The sequence below is a fragment of the uncultured Methylovirgula sp. genome (assembly GCF_947646745.1).
Classification (GTDB): Bacteria; Pseudomonadota; Alphaproteobacteria; order Rhizobiales; family Beijerinckiaceae; genus Methylovirgula.
On sequence record NZ_CANSHK010000028.1, the window covers coordinates 1 to 14,376 of the forward strand.

Here is a 14,376-nt window from a genome sequence, read left to right on the forward strand (position 1 = left end):
ATAAAAGCCCGGCGAGCAAGACGAGATGAAGCGCAATGCTCGCGGCGAGCAATTGGGCGAAGAACGATCGGTCCTTGGTGAAACGCAGGACCGCGGCCGCGGCCTCGTCGGCGCGCTTGGCCGCCTCCTTATGGTCGGCGTCCGGCCAGTAAGCCTTGAACAGCGACCCGAAAGTCGCGTGCGAATCCTCGGCCAAGCCAAAACTCTTGAATTACAGCGTGACGCCCGATCCTAACGTACAAAGCCGACGATGTCTTTGACTGCGGTGACGACCGGCGCGGCAATGGCGCGCGCCCGCGCCGCGCCGTCGGCGAGCACGCCGTCGATGAAGGCTTCATCCTTGGCGAGCCGCGACATTTCGGCGCCGATCGGAGCGAGCTTGGCGACAAGCAGATCGACGAGCGCCGTTTTGAACGTCGAAAAATTGGCGCCGCCGAAAGCTTGTAAGACCTGCGCCTTCGTCTCGTCATTCACGGCGGCGAAAATGCCGACAAGATTGTCGAGTTCGGGACGCCCGGCGAGCCCCTCGACTTCGCTCGGCAGCGCTTCGGGATCGGTTTTCGCCTTGCGGATTTTCTGCGCGATCAGGTCGGCATCGTCATCGAGATTGATGCGCGAATAATCCGACGGATCGGATTTCGACATTTTCTTGGTGCCGTCGCGCAGGCTCATCACGCGCGTCGCCGGCCCCTGGATCAGCGGCTCGGGCAGCGGAAAAAAGGCGTCGCCGAGGCCCAGCGCGGCGATCGACGCGGCAAAATCCAGATTGAATTTCTGGGCGATGTCGCGGGCGAGTTCCAAATGCTGCTTCTGATCCTCGCCGACGGGCACGTGCGTTGCCTGGTAAGCCAAAATGTCGGCCGCCATCAACACCGGATAATCGTAAAGGCCGACCGAAACGTTTTCGCGATCCTTGCCCGCCTTTTCCTTGAACTGGGTCATGCGGTTGAGCCAGCCAAGCCGCGCGACGCAATTCAAGATCCAGGCGAGTTCGGCATGCGCGGCGACCTGGCTCTGGTTGAAGACGATCTGCTTCTTGGCGTCGATGCCGGCAGCAAGATAAGCGGCCGTCACCTTGCGGATGCTGGCTTTGAGCTCGGCCGGGTCCTGCGGCACGGTGATCGCGTGCAGGTCGACGACGCAATAGAGGCATTCATGCGTCTTCTGCAGCGCGACGAATTTGGTGATCGCGCCAAGATAATTGCCGAGATGCAAATTGCCGGTCGGCTGCACGCCGGAAAAGACGCGGGGATGAAAATCGGCCATGCCTGGGAAGGTTCCGGTTTAAGGTGGCGGGTCTTATGCCGCCCCTGCCCTGCCCTGGCAAGCTGCGATCCATCGAGCCGCGGCCGGCGCTATAGAATGAAGCGGCTCAGATCGGTGTTGCGCGCCAGATCGCCGATATTCTTATCAACAAATTCGGCGGTGATCTCGATCCGCTCGCCCGAGCGGTCGGGCGCCGAAAAGCTCACCTCGTCGAGAACCCGCTCCATTACCGTCTGCAACCGCCTGGCGCCGATGTTCTCGACGCTCGAATTGACCTGCACGGCGATCTTGGCGATCGCATTGACGCCGTCGGGCGTGAAGACGAGATCGACGCCCTCGGTTTTCAGCAAGGCTTGATATTGCTTGATCAGGCTCGCCTCGGTCTCGACCAGGATACGACGGAAATCCTCCTCGTCGAGCGGCGAGAGTTCGACGCGGATCGGCAGGCGCCCCTGCAATTCCGGCAGCAGGTCGGAGGGCTTGGCGATATGGAACGCGCCCGAGGCGATGAAGAGCACATGGTCGGTCTTCACCGCACCGTGCTTGGTCGAAACCGTCGTCCCCTCGATGAGCGGCAGCAGATCCCGCTGCACGCCTTCGCGCGATACATCGGCGCCGCCGCGGCCCTCGCGCGCGCAGATCTTGTCGATCTCATCTAGGAAGACGATGCCGTTGTTCTCGACTTGATGGATGGCTTCCTGGACGATCTGGTCCTGGTCCATCAGCTTATCGCTTTCCTCGGCGATCAGCGGCTCGTAGGCATCCTTCACCAGAAGCCGGCGCGGCTTGGACTGCTTGCCCTTGCCGAAAATATCGCCGATCGAAATCGCCCCGATCGAGGCGCCCGGCATGTTCGGCAATTCGAACATCGGCATATTGGATGAAGGTTGCGCCAGTTCGAGCTCGATTTCCTTGTCTGCCAATTCGCCATCGCGCAATTTCTTGCGGAAGGAATCGCGCGTCGCCGGCGAGGCATGCGCACCGACCAAGGCGTCGAGCAGCCGGTCTTCCGCCGCAAGATGGGCACGCGCCTGCAGCGCCTTGCGCTTTGCCTGCTTCACCTGAGCGATGGCGATTTCGAGCAGGTCGCGGACGATCTGCTCGACGTCGCGGCCGACATAGCCGACTTCGGTGAATTTCGTCGCCTCGACCTTGAGAAACGGCGCATTGGCGAGCTTGGCGAGACGCCGGGAAATCTCGGTTTTGCCGCAACCGGTCGGCCCGATCATCAGGATATTTTTCGGCATCACCTCATCGCGCATCGCGCCTTCGAGATTGAGCCGCCGCCAGCGGTTGCGCAAAGCGATGGCGACCGCGCGCTTGGCCTGTTTCTGACCGACGATGAAACGGTCGAGTTCGGAAACGATTTCGCGGGGAGAAAAATCAGTCATGACATCTGCGAGCGTGGATGGGGAAGACGCTGGGCGAGCGCCGGCGGCAAGAGGCGCAGGATCGTGTTGCGGAGCGGCCGCCAGCCGGCGCTGAGCAATAAGATGAACAGCCCCAGGGTCAGCACCGTTATGCTGGTCAATCTGGTGAAGTCCACAAGTCCGGTTTGGCGGATCAACGCGCTAAATGCAATTCCCGCATAGGTGAGGCCGGAAACGAGCAGAGCGCGCCGGTCGATCGCGAGTGAGACGACGGCGAAGATAAGGAAGATGCCGAGGATGCCGAATGCGGCGCGCGTACCGAGCATCTCATAATTCATGTACGCGGCGATCAATGGGTGGACGATCAGCGGCGCAGCGAGAAGATGCAGCCAGAAAGCGATGTCGGTACGGCGCGTCTGGCGCGCCGGATCCGACATGTCGAAGCGCATGGCGAGCGCGAAGACGCCGATGCCGCAGAGCAGCAACAAAATGTTGTAACGATCGCCGCCGAGCGACGGATCGAGCCAGTGGACCGACGCGACGAAAGCGACACTGAGCGCCCCGCAGCCGGCCGCAAGGGTGATCGGAACGCGGAAGCGCCAATAATGCAGCGCCGCGAGGGCTGCCGTTGCCAATCCTGCGATGAGCGCTGAGCGCGGATCCCAGTGCATCCATCCGCCGAAATGCTGGAAGCGGCGCACGAGATAGGCACCCGCATCATCGGGCGTGACAAACCCAAGAACGAAATTGAACGCGGCAGCCACGAAGAGCAGCAGCAGAACGATGCTCGGCAAAGCCATCCGACGTCGACGCGTGAAGAATTCCGCGAGCCCCCATGCCGCAACGGCAAGGACGCCCCATTTCGCCGTTTCGCCGAGGTAATGCGCGACGATGTCAGCCACCGCCCAAGAGAAAAGCGCGATGCCGATGGTCACGAATATATCGGCGAAGCTTGTGATGAATCGCAGGTTCTCGTCGTCTACGCTGTCCGCCGCGGCGACCGCAGCCGGCATCGACGGCGGCGGCGGCGGCAGATCGGCCCGGTCGGCCTCGATCTCGGAGCGCGCGAGGCCGCGCAAGGCCTCGGCTTGCTCGGGCGTGACGACGCCGCGCAGCGTGGCAAGAGCAAGAACCTCGTCCGAAATCATGGCAAGCTTTCGATGACGACATTACGGTTCGTGTAGACGCAGATGTCGGCGGCGATATCGAGCGCGCGGCGCGCAATCGTCTCGGCATCGGCCGCGGTCGAAAGCAGAGCCCGGCCGGCGGCAAGCGCATAATTGCCGCCCGAGCCGATGCCCATGACGCTGCCGTCCGGCGTCGCCTCCGGCTCCAGCACATCGCCATTGCCGGTGAGGACGAGGCCGGCCTCCTTGTCGGCGACGAGCATCATGGCTTCGAGCCGGCGCAGATAGCGGTCGGTCCGCCAATCCTTGGCGAGCTCAACGCAGGCGCGCACGAGCTGGCCGGGGTATTGTTCGAGCTTGCTTTCAAGCCGCTCGAAAAGCGTGAACGCATCGGCCGTGGCGCCGGCGAAGCCGCCGATCACTTCGCCCTTGGCGAGGCGACGGACTTTCTTGGCATTGCCTTTGATGATCGTCTGGCCGATCGACACTTGCCCGTCGCCGCCGATCACCGTGCGGCCGCCCTTGCGCACCATGATGATCGTCGTTCCGTGCCAGGCTGGCAATTCAGACATGGGAACTCTCAGGAATTGCCGCGGCACGGCGGGAAAAGACTGTCCCCATCTATGAAGTTGCCGCACGGCTGGCAAGGGCACGCCGCGCCCGCGCCCCATGCGTGGGGCAAAAAATAAAGCATATCAGTGGCTTCCGATGCGGCCACACAGCTTTGGTTTTCTCTTTGCGGCAAAATGCTCTATGGTCCGCCGCGATCGCGACCGAGGCCCCATTTTCCCTATGCGCAAAGCTCTGATTGCCCGAAAAACCAAGGAAACCGCCATCGAAGTCCGTGTCGATCTCGACGGGACGGGTCATGCCAATATTGCGACCGGGATTGGCTTCTTCGACCATATGCTGGAGCAGGTGGCGCGCCATTCCTTGATCGACATGGAGATCGCGGCGCAGGGCGATCTGCATATCGACCATCACCATACGGTCGAGGATACCGGTATCGCGCTCGGCCAGGCGATCCGCCAGGCTTTGGGCGACGCACGCGGCATCATCCGCTTCGGCGACGCCCTGCAGCCGATGGACGAGACATTGACGCGCGTCGCGATCGATCTGTCCGGCCGGCCATTCCTCGTCTTCAAGACGGTGTTCACGCAGGCGAAGATCGGTTCGTTCGACACCGAGCTGGTGCGCGAATTCTTCCAGGCGCTGACGACGAACGCCGGGATGAATCTGCATATCGAGACCCTATATGGCGATAATAGCCATCATATCGCCGAATCGGCGTTCAAAGGGCTGGCGCGGGCGCTGAGGGCCGCGGTCGCCATCGACCCGCGCCGCAGCGGCGAAATCCCCTCGACCAAAGGGTCGCTGGCGGGCTAACGGAAAGAGATCATGGCCGTCTATACGGTTTACGTCCCCGATTTCGGCCGTCGGACGCCGCTGTCCGACGCCGAAAAATATGCCGCTCTGCCGGACGCCGTCTTCGTCCGCGAGGGGTTTTCGCGCGCGGCCTTTTTCCTCGGACCGTTCTGGCTCGCCTGGCATCGGCTCTGGGGCTTTCTGCTCGTCTGGTTCGCGCTGCTTTTTCTGCTCGTCGTCGAAGCGCCGAAAGTCTTCGGCAGCGCGACGATCTTCTGGATCGCGCTGCTGCTTGAAATTCTGCTCGGGCTTGAGGGCAACAGCCTGCGGCGCGGCGAACTGGCGCGGCGCGGCTTTCGCCTCACCGACGTCGCGGCGGGCCTGCGGCGCACCGATGCCGAACGCAGCTATTTCCGCCGCGCGCTGACGGCCATCCCGCCCCCGTCGCCGCCGCTGAAAATTACCGACGCGCCGCGCCCGCCGATGGCGCCGCCGCCATCCGGCGAGGTCGTTGGTCTCTTCCCGCATCCAGGAGACGCGCGATGAGCGTCGCGATCGTCGATTACGGCTCCGGCAATCTGCACTCGGCGCACAAGGCCTTCGAGCGCGCCGCGCGCGAAGCCGGCATCAATGCCGCAATCAAAGTTACCGGCAATCCGGACGATATCCGCCGCGCCGATCGCATCGTTCTGCCCGGCGTCGGTGCCTTTGCCGATTGCCGGCGCGGGCTCGATGCCGTGCCCGGCATGATCGAGGCGCTCGAGGAGCGCGTGCGCAAGCAGGGCCGGCCGTTTCTCGGCATTTGCGTCGGCATGCAATTGCTGGCCACGCGGGGTCTTGAACACGAAACCACGGAAGGCCTTGGCTGGATCGGCGGCGATGTTGCGGCGATCTCGCCGACGGACCGCAATCTCAAAATCCCCCACATGGGCTGGAATACGCTCGCGACCGAAAAAGCGCATCCGCTGCTTGCTGATGTTCCTACCGGGCCCGGCGGGCTTCACGCTTATTTCGTCCATTCCTTCGCCTTTACCAATGTGCCGAAGGATGAAGTGATCGCTTCGACCGATTACGGCGGCCCGATCGTCGCCGTCGTCGGCCGTGACAATATCGCCGGCACGCAATTCCATCCCGAGAAGAGCCAGACGCTCGGTCTCGCCCTGATCGCCAATTTCCTGCGGTGGCAGCCGTGATCCTTTTTCCCGCAATCGACCTCAAGAACGGCGAATGCGTCCGCCTGCTCTATGGCGACATGGACAAGGCGACCGTCTTCAACAAGGACCCCGCGGCGCAGGCCGAGGCCTTCGAGCGTCAGGGCTTTACCTATCTGCATGTCGTCGATCTCGACGGCGCCTTTGCCGGCAAGCCGATGAATGCGGCCGCGGTCGAAGCGATCCTTGCGCGGGTGAAAATGCCGGTGCAGCTCGGCGGCGGCATCCGCGACCTGCGCACGGTCGAAGGCTGGCTCGGCAAGGGCATCGCCCGCGTCATCATCGGCACGGCGGCGGTGCGCGACCCGGCTTTCGTCCGCGAAGCGGCGCGCCGCTTCCCGGGTCAGGTGGCTGTCGGAATCGATGCCCGCGACGGCAAGGTCGCGGTCGAAGGCTGGGCGGAGGCGACGACGATGGAAACGGTCGAGCTTAGCCGCCGTTTCGAAGATGCCGGCGTCGCCGCCATCGTCTATACGGACATCTCGCGCGACGGCGCGCTGAAGGGCTTGAACGTGGAGGCGACGCTTGCTTTGGCCGATGCGGTCGCGATCCCGGTGATCGCCTCCGGCGGCCTTGCCTCGCTCAAAGATGTCGAACGCTTGCTCGAACGAGATTGCGCCAAGCTCGAAGGCGCCATCACCGGCCGCGCGCTCTACGACGGCCGCCTCGATCCGCAGGCAGCGCTGGCGCTCGTTCGCGCCGCGGAGAAAAGCCTTGCTTAAATCGCGCCTCATCCCTTGCCTCGACGTCAAGGACGGCCGTGTCGTCAAAGGCGTCAACTTCGTCGATCTGCGCGATGCCGGCGATCCGGTCGCCTGCGCCATCGCCTATGATGCGGCCGGCGCCGACGAACTCTGCTTCCTCGACATCACCGCGAGCCATGAGAACCGCGGCACGCTGCTCGATGTCGTGCGCCGCACGGCGGAAGCCTGTTTCATGCCGCTCACCGTCGGCGGCGGCGTGCGCACGGTCGAGGACATCCGCAATCTTCTGCTCGCCGGCGCCGACAAGGTCGGCATCAACACGGCGGCGGTGCAGAACCGCGATTTCGTCCGCGCCGGCGCGGAGAAATTCGGCAGCCAGTGCATTGTCGTCGCGATCGATGCGAAACAGGTTTCGCCCGGCCGCTGGGAAATCTTTACGCACGGCGGCCGCAAGCCGACCGGCCTCGATGCCATCGATTACGCGCGCGAAGTCGTGCGCCTCGGCGCCGGCGAAATCCTGCTGACCTCGATGGACCGCGACGGCACGCGATCGGGTTTCGACATCGCCCTCACCCGCGCCGTCGTCGATGCCGTCAATGTGCCGGTGATCGCCTCGGGCGGCGTCGGCACGCTCGACCATCTGGTCGCGGGTTTGCGTGACGGCGGCGCCAGCGCCGCGCTCGCCGCTTCGATCTTCCATTTCGGTGAATTCTCTATCGCCGAAGCCAAGACCTATATGGCGGAACACGGCGTTGCGGTCCGCCTCGACGGCGTCGCGGCCACCGCAGCCGTCGCGTGAGGGCCTTATGAGCAATTTCACACTCGCCGATCTTGCCGCGATCATCGCCCGGCGTGCCGGGGCGAGCGCGAAAGATTCCTATACGAAATCGCTGCTCGACGCGGGCCCCGCCCGCGCCGCGAAAAAGCTCGGCGAGGAGGCGGTCGAAACCGTGATTGCCGCAATCGAAGGCGAGACGAAAGCGCTTGTCGGCGAAAGCGCCGACCTGCTTTACCACTTGCTCGTCGTGCTTCAGTCGCGCGGGGTTCGGCTCGACGATGTTCTATCCGAACTCGAACGGCGCACGCGACAATCCGGTCACGAGGAAAAAGCGGCGCGGAAACAAGACGTAAAATAAATCAATTCATCTTTTGGCCGGTTTAAAAAAAGAATTTGCCGAATTAAAATGCAATCCCATCTCCTTCGCGGGCGTCAGACGGCCGGGAGAGTCATGGACGAGCGCGTCATGCAGCCCCCGGCGATTCTCTCGCCCTATCATCGCTTCACGCGAAGCGAATGGGCGGCTTTGCGCGCCGATACGCCGCTGACCCTGACGCTCGAAGATTTAAACAGGCTGCGCTCGCTGAGCGAGCCTTTGTCGATCGACGAAGTCATCGAGATTTATCTGCCGCTCTCGCGCCTGTTGGCGCTTTACGTCGCCGCGACGCAGGGCCTCTACAAGGCGACGCACCGCTTCCTCGGCACCGAAGACGGCAAGGTGCCTTACATCATCGGTGTCGCCGGCTCCGTTGCAGCCGGCAAATCGACGCTGGCGCGCGTCATGTGTGCGCTCCTGTCGCGCTGGCCCAACACGCCGAAAGTCCAGCTCGTCACGACCGACGGCTTTCTCCATCCGAACGCCGTGCTCGCCGCCGAAGGCCTCATGGACAGGAAGGGCTTTCCCGAGAGCTATGACAGCATGGCGCTCGTCAACTTTCTCTCCGATGTGAAGGCGGGCACGCGCAATGTCCGCGCGCCGGTCTATTCGCATCTGACTTATGACATCATGCCGGACGAATTCGTCGCCGTCGATCGCCCCGACATTCTGATCGTCGAAGGGCTCAACGTGCTGCAGCCCGGCCGCCCGCTGAAGGATGGACGCGCGAGCGCCTTCGTTTCCGACTTCTTCGATTTTTCGGTCTATCTCGATGCCGACGAGAACGACCTCGAACAATGGTATATCGCCCGCTTTCAGCGGCTGCGGCAGACGGCGTTCCGCGACCCGCGCTCCTACTTCCGCAAATATGCGGATTTGTCCGATGCCGAGGCCGAGACGATGGCGCGCGACATCTGGACGAGGATCAACCTGCGCAATCTGCACGACAACATTCTGCCGACGCGCGCCCGCGCCAGCCTCGTCTTGACCAAGGACGCGGATCATTCGATCCAGACGGTGGAACTGCGCAAGCTTTAGCGCCGGTTACAGCAGCCCGTTTTCCGTCGCGAGGGCGCGCAGATCCGCCTGTGGCCGCGCGCCGTAGTGCTGGATGACTTCCGCCGCCGCCAGCGCGCCAAGCCGGGCGCAATCGGCGAGTGTCTGCTCTTGCGACAGGCCGACGAGAAAGCCGGCGGCGAAGAGATCGCCGGCACCGGTCGTATCGACGAGATGCTCGATCGGAAAAGCATTGATCGCCTGCGTCTCTTCGCGCGTCACGACGAGCGCGCCCTTGTCGCCGCGCGTCACCGCGGCGAGAACATCGTCCTCGCGCAATTGCGCGACGGCGGTCTTGAAATCGGCGGTCTGATAGAGCGAATGCAATTCGCTCTCGTTGGCGAAAAGAATGTCGATCGCGCGGCTGCGGATCAAATGCAGGAATTCGTCGCGGTAGCGATCGACGCAAAAGGCGTCCGACAGGCTCAGCGCCACCTTGCGCCCGGCCTTGTGGGCGATCTCGGCGGCTTTGAGGAAGGCCGTTTTGGCCGCTGGCGGGTCCCAAAGATAGCCTTCGAGATAGGTGATCCGTGCCGCCGCGACTTGGGCAGGATCGACATCCGCCTCGCTTAAAGCCTGACAGGCGCCGAGAAAGGTATTCATCGTCCGCTGGCCGTCGGGCGTCACCAAAATGAGGCAGCGGGCGCTGGCGACACCGTCCGCCGCCGGGCTAGTGTCGAAGGCAACCTTGGCGGCGCGGATATCATGGCCGAACATCTGACCGATGGGATCCTGCTTCACCTTGCCGATGAAGCCGGCGCGGGCGCCGAGCGCCGCGGCGCCGATGATCGTGTTGGCGGCCGACCCACCGGAGACGACGAGCGTCTGACCCATGGCCGCATAGAGCGTCTCGGCGGCGGCTTCGTCGATCAGCCGCATGCCGCCTTTGTTCAACGCATGCGCGGCGAGGAAGTCGTCGTCGCAGGGCGCAATGACATCGACGATGGCATTGCCGATGCCGAGAATATCGAGGCGGGGTTCGGTCATGAGGAAGGGCTCGGGCGGGAAGCGAGCCTTTCGCATCGGCGCGCGGGAAGGTCAAGCGGTGCCCGCGACAGGCGCCGCTTCAACCACAGGCATGACGCCGACTAAAGGCCTTCGAAGAGAGCCGTCGACAGATAACGCTCGGCGAAGGACGGAATGATGAGCACGATATTCTTGCCGGCGAAGGCATCGCGCGCGCCGATTTCGATCGCGGCGGCCACCGCCGCGCCGGATGAAATGCCGACGGGAATGCCCTCGAGCCGGGCGGTGAGCCGGGCGATATCGAAGGCCGTCTGGTTACCGACCGTCACGACCTCGTCGATCAGGTTGCGCTCGAGAATCGGTGGGATGAAGCCCGCGCCGATGCCCTGAATTTTGTGCGGGCCGGGATGGCCGCCGGAGAGCACAGCGGAATCTTCCGGCTCGACGGCGACAATATGCACGCCGGGCTTGCGCGCCTTCAACACCTCGGCAACGCCGGTCAATGTGCCGCCGGTGCCGACCGCAGAGACGAAGACGTCGACCGTGCCATGCGTATCGTTCCAGATCTCTTCCGCCGTCGTACGGCGATGAATATCGGGATTGGCGGGGTTTTCGAACTGCTGCGGGGTGAACGCGCCAGGCGTCGCATTGGCGATTTCCTGGGCCTTGGCGATCGCGCCCTTCATGCCTTGCGGCGCGGGGGTCAGCACCAGTTCCGCGCCGAGCAGTGCCAGCATCTTGCGCCGCTCGATCGACATTGATTCCGGCATGACGAGAATGAGCCGATAGCCCTTTGCCGCCGCGACGAAGGCGAGCGCAATGCCGGTATTGCCGGAGGTCGGCTCGATGATGACGGTATGTTCCGGCGAAATCTTGCCCGCGGCCTCCGCCGCCGCGATCATGGCGACGCCGATCCGGTCCTTGACGCTGCCGATCGGATTGAAGAATTCGAGCTTGGCCAGGAGATTGGCCTTGACGCCCTTCTCCTTCGCGATCTTGTCGAGACGTACAAGCGGCGTGTCGCCGATCGTCTCGATGATCGAATCATAAATGCGTCCGCGCCCCGGCACATGCGCCGCACTTCCCGGTTCTTTCACTGCGGCTTGCGCCATCGTCCCTCTCCCTGCCTGCAATCGCGCTGCCGGCACACATAGCAAAATTCAACGCAACGAGACCATCGCGCAGGTCTCTGTCCGGCGCGTTAGTTACGCGGCGCCGGGACGATGCGCAGATACGGCCGCAGCGCCTTCCAGCCCCCGGGATATTTCTTCTTTGCCTCTTCGTCCGATACCGCCGGGACGATGATCACATCTTCGCCCGCCTGCCAATTCACCGGTGTCGCCACTTGATGCTCGGCGGTCAATTGCAGCGAATCGATCACCCGCAGGATCTCATCGAAGTTGCGGCCGGTGCTCGCCGGATAGGTGAGCATCAGCTTGATCTTCTTGTCCGGCCCGATGACGAAGACGGAACGCACGGTGAGCGTGTCGCTGGCATTCGGATGGATCATTCCATAAAGGTTGGCGACCTTGCGCTCGGGATCCGCGATCAACGGAAAATTGAGCGCATAGCCTTGCGTGTCCTTGATGTCCTCGGCCCATTTTTCGTGATCCTTCAGGGGATCGACGCTGAGGCCCAGCACTTTCACGCCGCGCTTATCGAACTCGGGCTTCAATTTCGCCGTATAGCCGAGCTCCGTCGTGCAGATCGGCGTGAAATTCTTCGGGTGCGAGAACAGGACAGCCCAGGATCCGTTGATGTAATCGTGGAAGCGGATCGGGCCTTCAGTCGTCTCCGCCGTAAAGTCCGGGGCGATGTCGCCAAGCTGCAGGGCCATGTCCAACTCCTGTTACGCGCATGGCGGCCACCGCCGATGGCCGCGCTGCGATCGATTGCGTCTCTGCCTGCCGGCCAATGCGGCCGGCCCCGTCATGCCAAAATTAGCATATTTCCGCAGGGCGGGAAGTATATAAATTCAATAGACATAGCTAAATTGTGAAATCAGGCTTCGCCGCTTCGTCGTGGACGGTTTTCGTCTCTGCCGCCTGACGGCAGATATCGTCGATCGTCACGCCTTCAAGATCGGCGAGGAAGGCTTTGCCGGCTTTGGTGATGACCGGCTGGATCACGTTTTCGACGAAGGCGTTGCGCGGCGCATCCTCCTCGCCGTCGCTTTTGATCGCGCTGACGACTTCGGCCGCGGTGATACGGCGGCGTTCGCGGGCGAGTTCGTAGCCGCCGCGCGGTCCGCGCACGCCCTTGAGGATTTCGGCCCGCACCAGCGCTTGCAACAAAGTCTCGAGATGGCGCGGCGGCAGATCGAGGCGCGCGGCAAGCAGCTTCGCCGCGACCGGCTGCGGCCGCGCGTGGATGGCGATATCGACGACTGCGGCCAACGCCAGAACGCTGCGCCGGTCCAAGAGTATCATGTGCCCTCTTCCCGCAGGGTTAGGCCGGTTGAACCATAGCCGCCCGCGCCGCGCGCCGTCGCCTCGAGTTCCGCGACCGCGACAAATGCGGCGCGCGTCACCGGTGCCACGACGAGTTGGGCGATGCGTACGCCCCGCACGACTTCGAACGGCTCGGCGCCCAGGTTTATCAAAAGCACGCTGACTTCGCCGCGATAATCTGAATCAATCGTGCCCGGCGTATTCAGCACGGTTACGCCGCGGTGCAGCGCGATGCCGGAGCGCGGCCGCACCTGGCCCTCATAGCCCTCCGGCAATTGCAGAACGAGGCCGGTGGGGATCAAATGCCGTGCGCCGGGTTCGAGGATGATCTTCTCGTCCGGCGCCAGAGCCGCGCAGAGATCGGCGCCCGCCGCGCCGGCACTATGATAGGCCGGCATCGGTAGGCCCTCGCCGTGCGGCAGAAGGCGGACGGCGACGCGCGGCGCTTTCTCGTCAGGCATCGGGACGATCCTTCAGCATCTGCGCCAGATGGCGCACCAATCTGGCCGCTATCTCGTCTTTGCGCATTTTCGGCCAGGGCTCGGAACCGGACGGCGCAATGAGCGTAATTTCATTCTCGTCCTTGCCCATCGCATCGCCCACGTCATTGGCGACGATCAGATCGCAATGTTTGCGCTGCAATTTTTCCCGCGCATGGGCAAGGATATGGTCGGTCTCGGCGGCGAAGCCGACGACGAGGCGCGGCCGCCCCGCCGTGCGCTGGGCGACCAGCGCCAGAATGTCGGGATTTTCAGCCAAAGCGAATTGCGGCGGCGTGTCGGATTTCTTGATCTTCTGCGAAGCGGCCGCTTCGACGCGCCAATCGGCGACCGCGGCGGTGGCGATGAAAATATCCGCGGGCAGCGCCGCCTCGACGGCCGCCAGCATCTCGATCGCGGTCTCGACATGCAGCGTCGAGACGCCGGGCGGGTCGGGCAATGTCACCGGGCCGCTGACGAGGATGACGTCTGCGCCGGCCTTCGCCGCGGCGGCGGCGATCGCATGGCCCTGCCGCCCGGACGACCGGTTACCGATATAGCGCACCGGATCGATCGGCTCATGCGTCGGCCCGGAGGTGACGACGACGCGGCGCCCGGCGAGCGGCTTGTCGAAACGCCCGATGCCCGGCAGCAGCGCAATCCGTGTATCGCCTTCGATCGCTGAGGCGACCGCCGCGAGGATCGCCGCCGGCTCGCTCATCCGGCCGGGTCCATATTCGCCGCAAGCCATGTCGCCGTCTTCGGGGCCGACGAACAGCACGCCGTCCTTCTGCAGGGTCGCGACATTGCGCTGCGTCGCCGGGTGCAGCCACATGCGCAGGTTCATCGCCGGCGCGACGAGGATTTTCTTGTCCGTCGCAAGCAACAGCGTCGCGGCGAGATCGTCGGCGAGACCCTGCGCCATCTTGGCGAGAAGATCGGCCGTCGCCGGCGCCACCACGACGAGATCGGCCGCGCGCGACAATTGAATGTGCCCGATCTCGGTCTCGTCGGTCAGCGAGAACAGATCGTCGAAGACCTTGCCGCCGGACAGGCTCGCGACCGAGAGCGGCGTGACGAATTGCTTGGCCGCCCGGGTCATGACGACATTGAGACTGGCGTTCTGCTCGCGCAGGCGGCGGATCAGCTCGAGCACCTTGTAGGCGGCGATGCCGCCACCGATGACGAGCAGAATGCGTTTGCCGTCCAGCACGTCGTTCTCCCAGGC

18 protein-coding genes are annotated in these 14,376 nt (G+C 63.7%); 7 read left to right on the forward strand and 11 right to left on the reverse strand.

The window, feature by feature from the left end:
- The 5 genes from Q0025_RS09575 to hslV form a co-directional block, all read right to left on the reverse strand.
- Nucleotides 1-196, reverse strand: a 196-nt coding sequence (locus tag Q0025_RS09575) for a hypothetical protein (protein ID WP_297298378.1), incomplete at its 3' end; no start/stop codon positions are given.
- Nucleotides 197-231: 35 nt separating this feature from the next.
- Nucleotides 232-1,266, reverse strand: a complete 1,035-nt coding sequence (gene trpS / locus Q0025_RS09580; RefSeq protein WP_297298381.1) for a tryptophan--tRNA ligase — start codon at nt 1,264-1,266, stop codon at nt 232-234.
- Nucleotides 1,267-1,355: 89 nt separating this feature from the next.
- Complete coding sequence (gene hslU / locus Q0025_RS09585) at nt 1,356-2,657, reverse strand: ATP-dependent protease ATPase subunit HslU (RefSeq protein WP_297298383.1); 1,302 nt, start codon at nt 2,655-2,657, stop codon at nt 1,356-1,358.
- Nucleotides 2,654-3,784 carry a hypothetical protein gene (locus tag Q0025_RS09590; RefSeq protein WP_297298385.1) on the reverse strand — a complete coding sequence of 377 codons (1,131 nt, stop codon included), beginning with the start codon at nt 3,782-3,784 and terminating at the stop codon, nt 2,654-2,656. Before Q0025_RS09590 ends, hslU begins: the two co-directional genes overlap by 4 nt.
- Nucleotides 3,781-4,335, reverse strand: coding sequence for an ATP-dependent protease subunit HslV (hslV, locus tag Q0025_RS09595; protein ID WP_297298386.1), 555 nt, complete (start codon nt 4,333-4,335; stop codon nt 3,781-3,783). Before hslV ends, Q0025_RS09590 begins: the two co-directional genes overlap by 4 nt.
- Before the next feature lie 220 nt (nt 4,336-4,555).
- Between hslV and hisB the strand changes: the two genes are divergently transcribed.
- The 7 genes from hisB (at nt 4,556) to coaA (ending at nt 9,235) form a co-directional block, all read left to right on the forward strand.
- Complete coding sequence (gene hisB, locus Q0025_RS09600) at nt 4,556-5,149, forward strand: imidazoleglycerol-phosphate dehydratase HisB (RefSeq protein WP_297298388.1); 594 nt, start codon at nt 4,556-4,558, stop codon at nt 5,147-5,149.
- A 12-nt stretch (nt 5,150-5,161) separates the two neighbouring features.
- Nucleotides 5,162-5,674 (forward strand): DUF2628 domain-containing protein, encoded by a 513-nt coding sequence (locus tag Q0025_RS09605; RefSeq protein WP_297298390.1) that lies wholly within the window; start codon nt 5,162-5,164, stop codon nt 5,672-5,674.
- Entirely contained in the window at nt 5,671-6,321 is a 651-nt protein-coding gene (gene hisH / locus Q0025_RS09610; RefSeq protein WP_297298392.1) for an imidazole glycerol phosphate synthase subunit HisH, read from the forward strand. The genes Q0025_RS09605 and hisH overlap by 4 nt, the downstream gene beginning before the upstream one ends.
- Complete coding sequence (hisA, locus tag Q0025_RS09615; RefSeq protein WP_297298394.1) at nt 6,309-7,061, forward strand: 1-(5-phosphoribosyl)-5-[(5-phosphoribosylamino)methylideneamino]imidazole-4-carboxamide isomerase; 753 nt, start codon at nt 6,309-6,311, stop codon at nt 7,059-7,061. Before hisH ends, hisA begins: the two co-directional genes overlap by 13 nt.
- Complete coding sequence (hisF, locus tag Q0025_RS09620; RefSeq protein ID WP_297298395.1) at nt 7,054-7,842, forward strand: imidazole glycerol phosphate synthase subunit HisF; 789 nt, start codon at nt 7,054-7,056, stop codon at nt 7,840-7,842. The genes hisA and hisF overlap by 8 nt, the downstream gene beginning before the upstream one ends.
- 7 nt (nt 7,843-7,849) lie before the next feature.
- A complete protein-coding gene (locus Q0025_RS09625) occupies nt 7,850-8,179 on the forward strand; it encodes a phosphoribosyl-ATP diphosphatase (RefSeq protein WP_297298397.1) in 330 nt (109 codons plus the stop codon).
- A gap of 93 nt (nt 8,180-8,272) precedes the next feature.
- Nucleotides 8,273-9,235 (forward strand): type I pantothenate kinase, encoded by a 963-nt coding sequence (gene coaA / locus Q0025_RS09630; protein ID WP_297298399.1) that lies wholly within the window; start codon nt 8,273-8,275, stop codon nt 9,233-9,235.
- Between the two features lie 6 nt (nt 9,236-9,241).
- On the opposite strand, the gene Q0025_RS09635 is transcribed toward coaA, so the two are convergent.
- The 6 genes from Q0025_RS09635 to coaBC all read right to left on the reverse strand — a co-directional run bounded on the left by Q0025_RS09635 (nt 9,242) and on the right by coaBC (nt 14,361).
- On the reverse strand, nt 9,242-10,240 hold the full coding sequence (locus tag Q0025_RS09635) for an adenosine kinase (RefSeq protein WP_297298401.1): 999 nt from the start codon (nt 10,238-10,240) through the stop codon (nt 9,242-9,244).
- Between the two features lie 101 nt (nt 10,241-10,341).
- Entirely contained in the window at nt 10,342-11,331 is a 990-nt protein-coding gene (gene cysK, locus Q0025_RS09640; RefSeq protein WP_297298403.1) for a cysteine synthase A, read from the reverse strand.
- An 89-nt stretch (nt 11,332-11,420) separates the two neighbouring features.
- Nucleotides 11,421-12,056, reverse strand: coding sequence for a peroxiredoxin (locus Q0025_RS09645; protein ID WP_297298405.1), 636 nt, complete (start codon nt 12,054-12,056; stop codon nt 11,421-11,423).
- A 151-nt stretch (nt 12,057-12,207) separates the two neighbouring features.
- The gene (locus Q0025_RS09650) at nt 12,208-12,648 is read right to left on the reverse strand and encodes an Rrf2 family transcriptional regulator (protein ID WP_297298407.1); all 441 of its coding nucleotides are present in this window, start codon (nt 12,646-12,648) and stop codon (nt 12,208-12,210) included.
- Nucleotides 12,645-13,130: a dUTP diphosphatase gene (gene dut / locus Q0025_RS09655; protein ID WP_297298409.1), complete on the reverse strand. Its 486-nt coding sequence runs from the start codon at nt 13,128-13,130 to the stop codon at nt 12,645-12,647. The genes Q0025_RS09650 and dut overlap by 4 nt, the downstream gene beginning before the upstream one ends.
- Nucleotides 13,123-14,361, reverse strand: coding sequence for a bifunctional phosphopantothenoylcysteine decarboxylase/phosphopantothenate--cysteine ligase CoaBC (coaBC, locus tag Q0025_RS09660; RefSeq protein WP_297298412.1), 1,239 nt, complete (start codon nt 14,359-14,361; stop codon nt 13,123-13,125). The genes dut and coaBC overlap by 8 nt, the downstream gene beginning before the upstream one ends.
- Nucleotides 14,362-14,376: the final 15 nt, after the last annotated feature.

Coding starts and splice junctions, on each gene's coding strand:
- Q0025_RS09590 (WP_297298385.1), bottom strand. CDS start 3,784: ATGATTTCGGACGAGGTTCTTGCTCTTGCCACGCTGCGCGGCGTCGTC.
- coaA (WP_297298399.1), top strand. CDS start 8,273: ATGGACGAGCGCGTCATGCAGCCCCCGGCGATTCTCTCGCCCTATCAT.
- trpS (WP_297298381.1), bottom strand. CDS start 1,266: ATGGCCGATTTTCATCCCCGCGTCTTTTCCGGCGTGCAGCCGACCGGC.
- Q0025_RS09635 (WP_297298401.1), bottom strand. CDS start 10,240: ATGACCGAACCCCGCCTCGATATTCTCGGCATCGGCAATGCCATCGTC.
- hisH (WP_297298392.1), top strand. CDS start 5,671: ATGAGCGTCGCGATCGTCGATTACGGCTCCGGCAATCTGCACTCGGCG.
- hslU (WP_297298383.1), bottom strand. CDS start 2,657: ATGACTGATTTTTCTCCCCGCGAAATCGTTTCCGAACTCGACCGTTTC.
- hslV (WP_297298386.1), bottom strand. CDS start 4,335: ATGTCTGAATTGCCAGCCTGGCACGGAACGACGATCATCATGGTGCGC.
- Q0025_RS09650 (WP_297298407.1), bottom strand. CDS start 12,648: ATGATACTCTTGGACCGGCGCAGCGTTCTGGCGTTGGCCGCAGTCGTC.
- Q0025_RS09625 (WP_297298397.1), top strand. CDS start 7,850: ATGAGCAATTTCACACTCGCCGATCTTGCCGCGATCATCGCCCGGCGT.
- cysK (WP_297298403.1), bottom strand. CDS start 11,331: ATGGCGCAAGCCGCAGTGAAAGAACCGGGAAGTGCGGCGCATGTGCCG.
- dut (WP_297298409.1), bottom strand. CDS start 13,130: ATGCCTGACGAGAAAGCGCCGCGCGTCGCCGTCCGCCTTCTGCCGCAC.
- hisB (WP_297298388.1), top strand. CDS start 4,556: ATGCGCAAAGCTCTGATTGCCCGAAAAACCAAGGAAACCGCCATCGAA.
- Q0025_RS09645 (WP_297298405.1), bottom strand. CDS start 12,056: ATGGCCCTGCAGCTTGGCGACATCGCCCCGGACTTTACGGCGGAGACG.
- Q0025_RS09605 (WP_297298390.1), top strand. CDS start 5,162: ATGGCCGTCTATACGGTTTACGTCCCCGATTTCGGCCGTCGGACGCCG.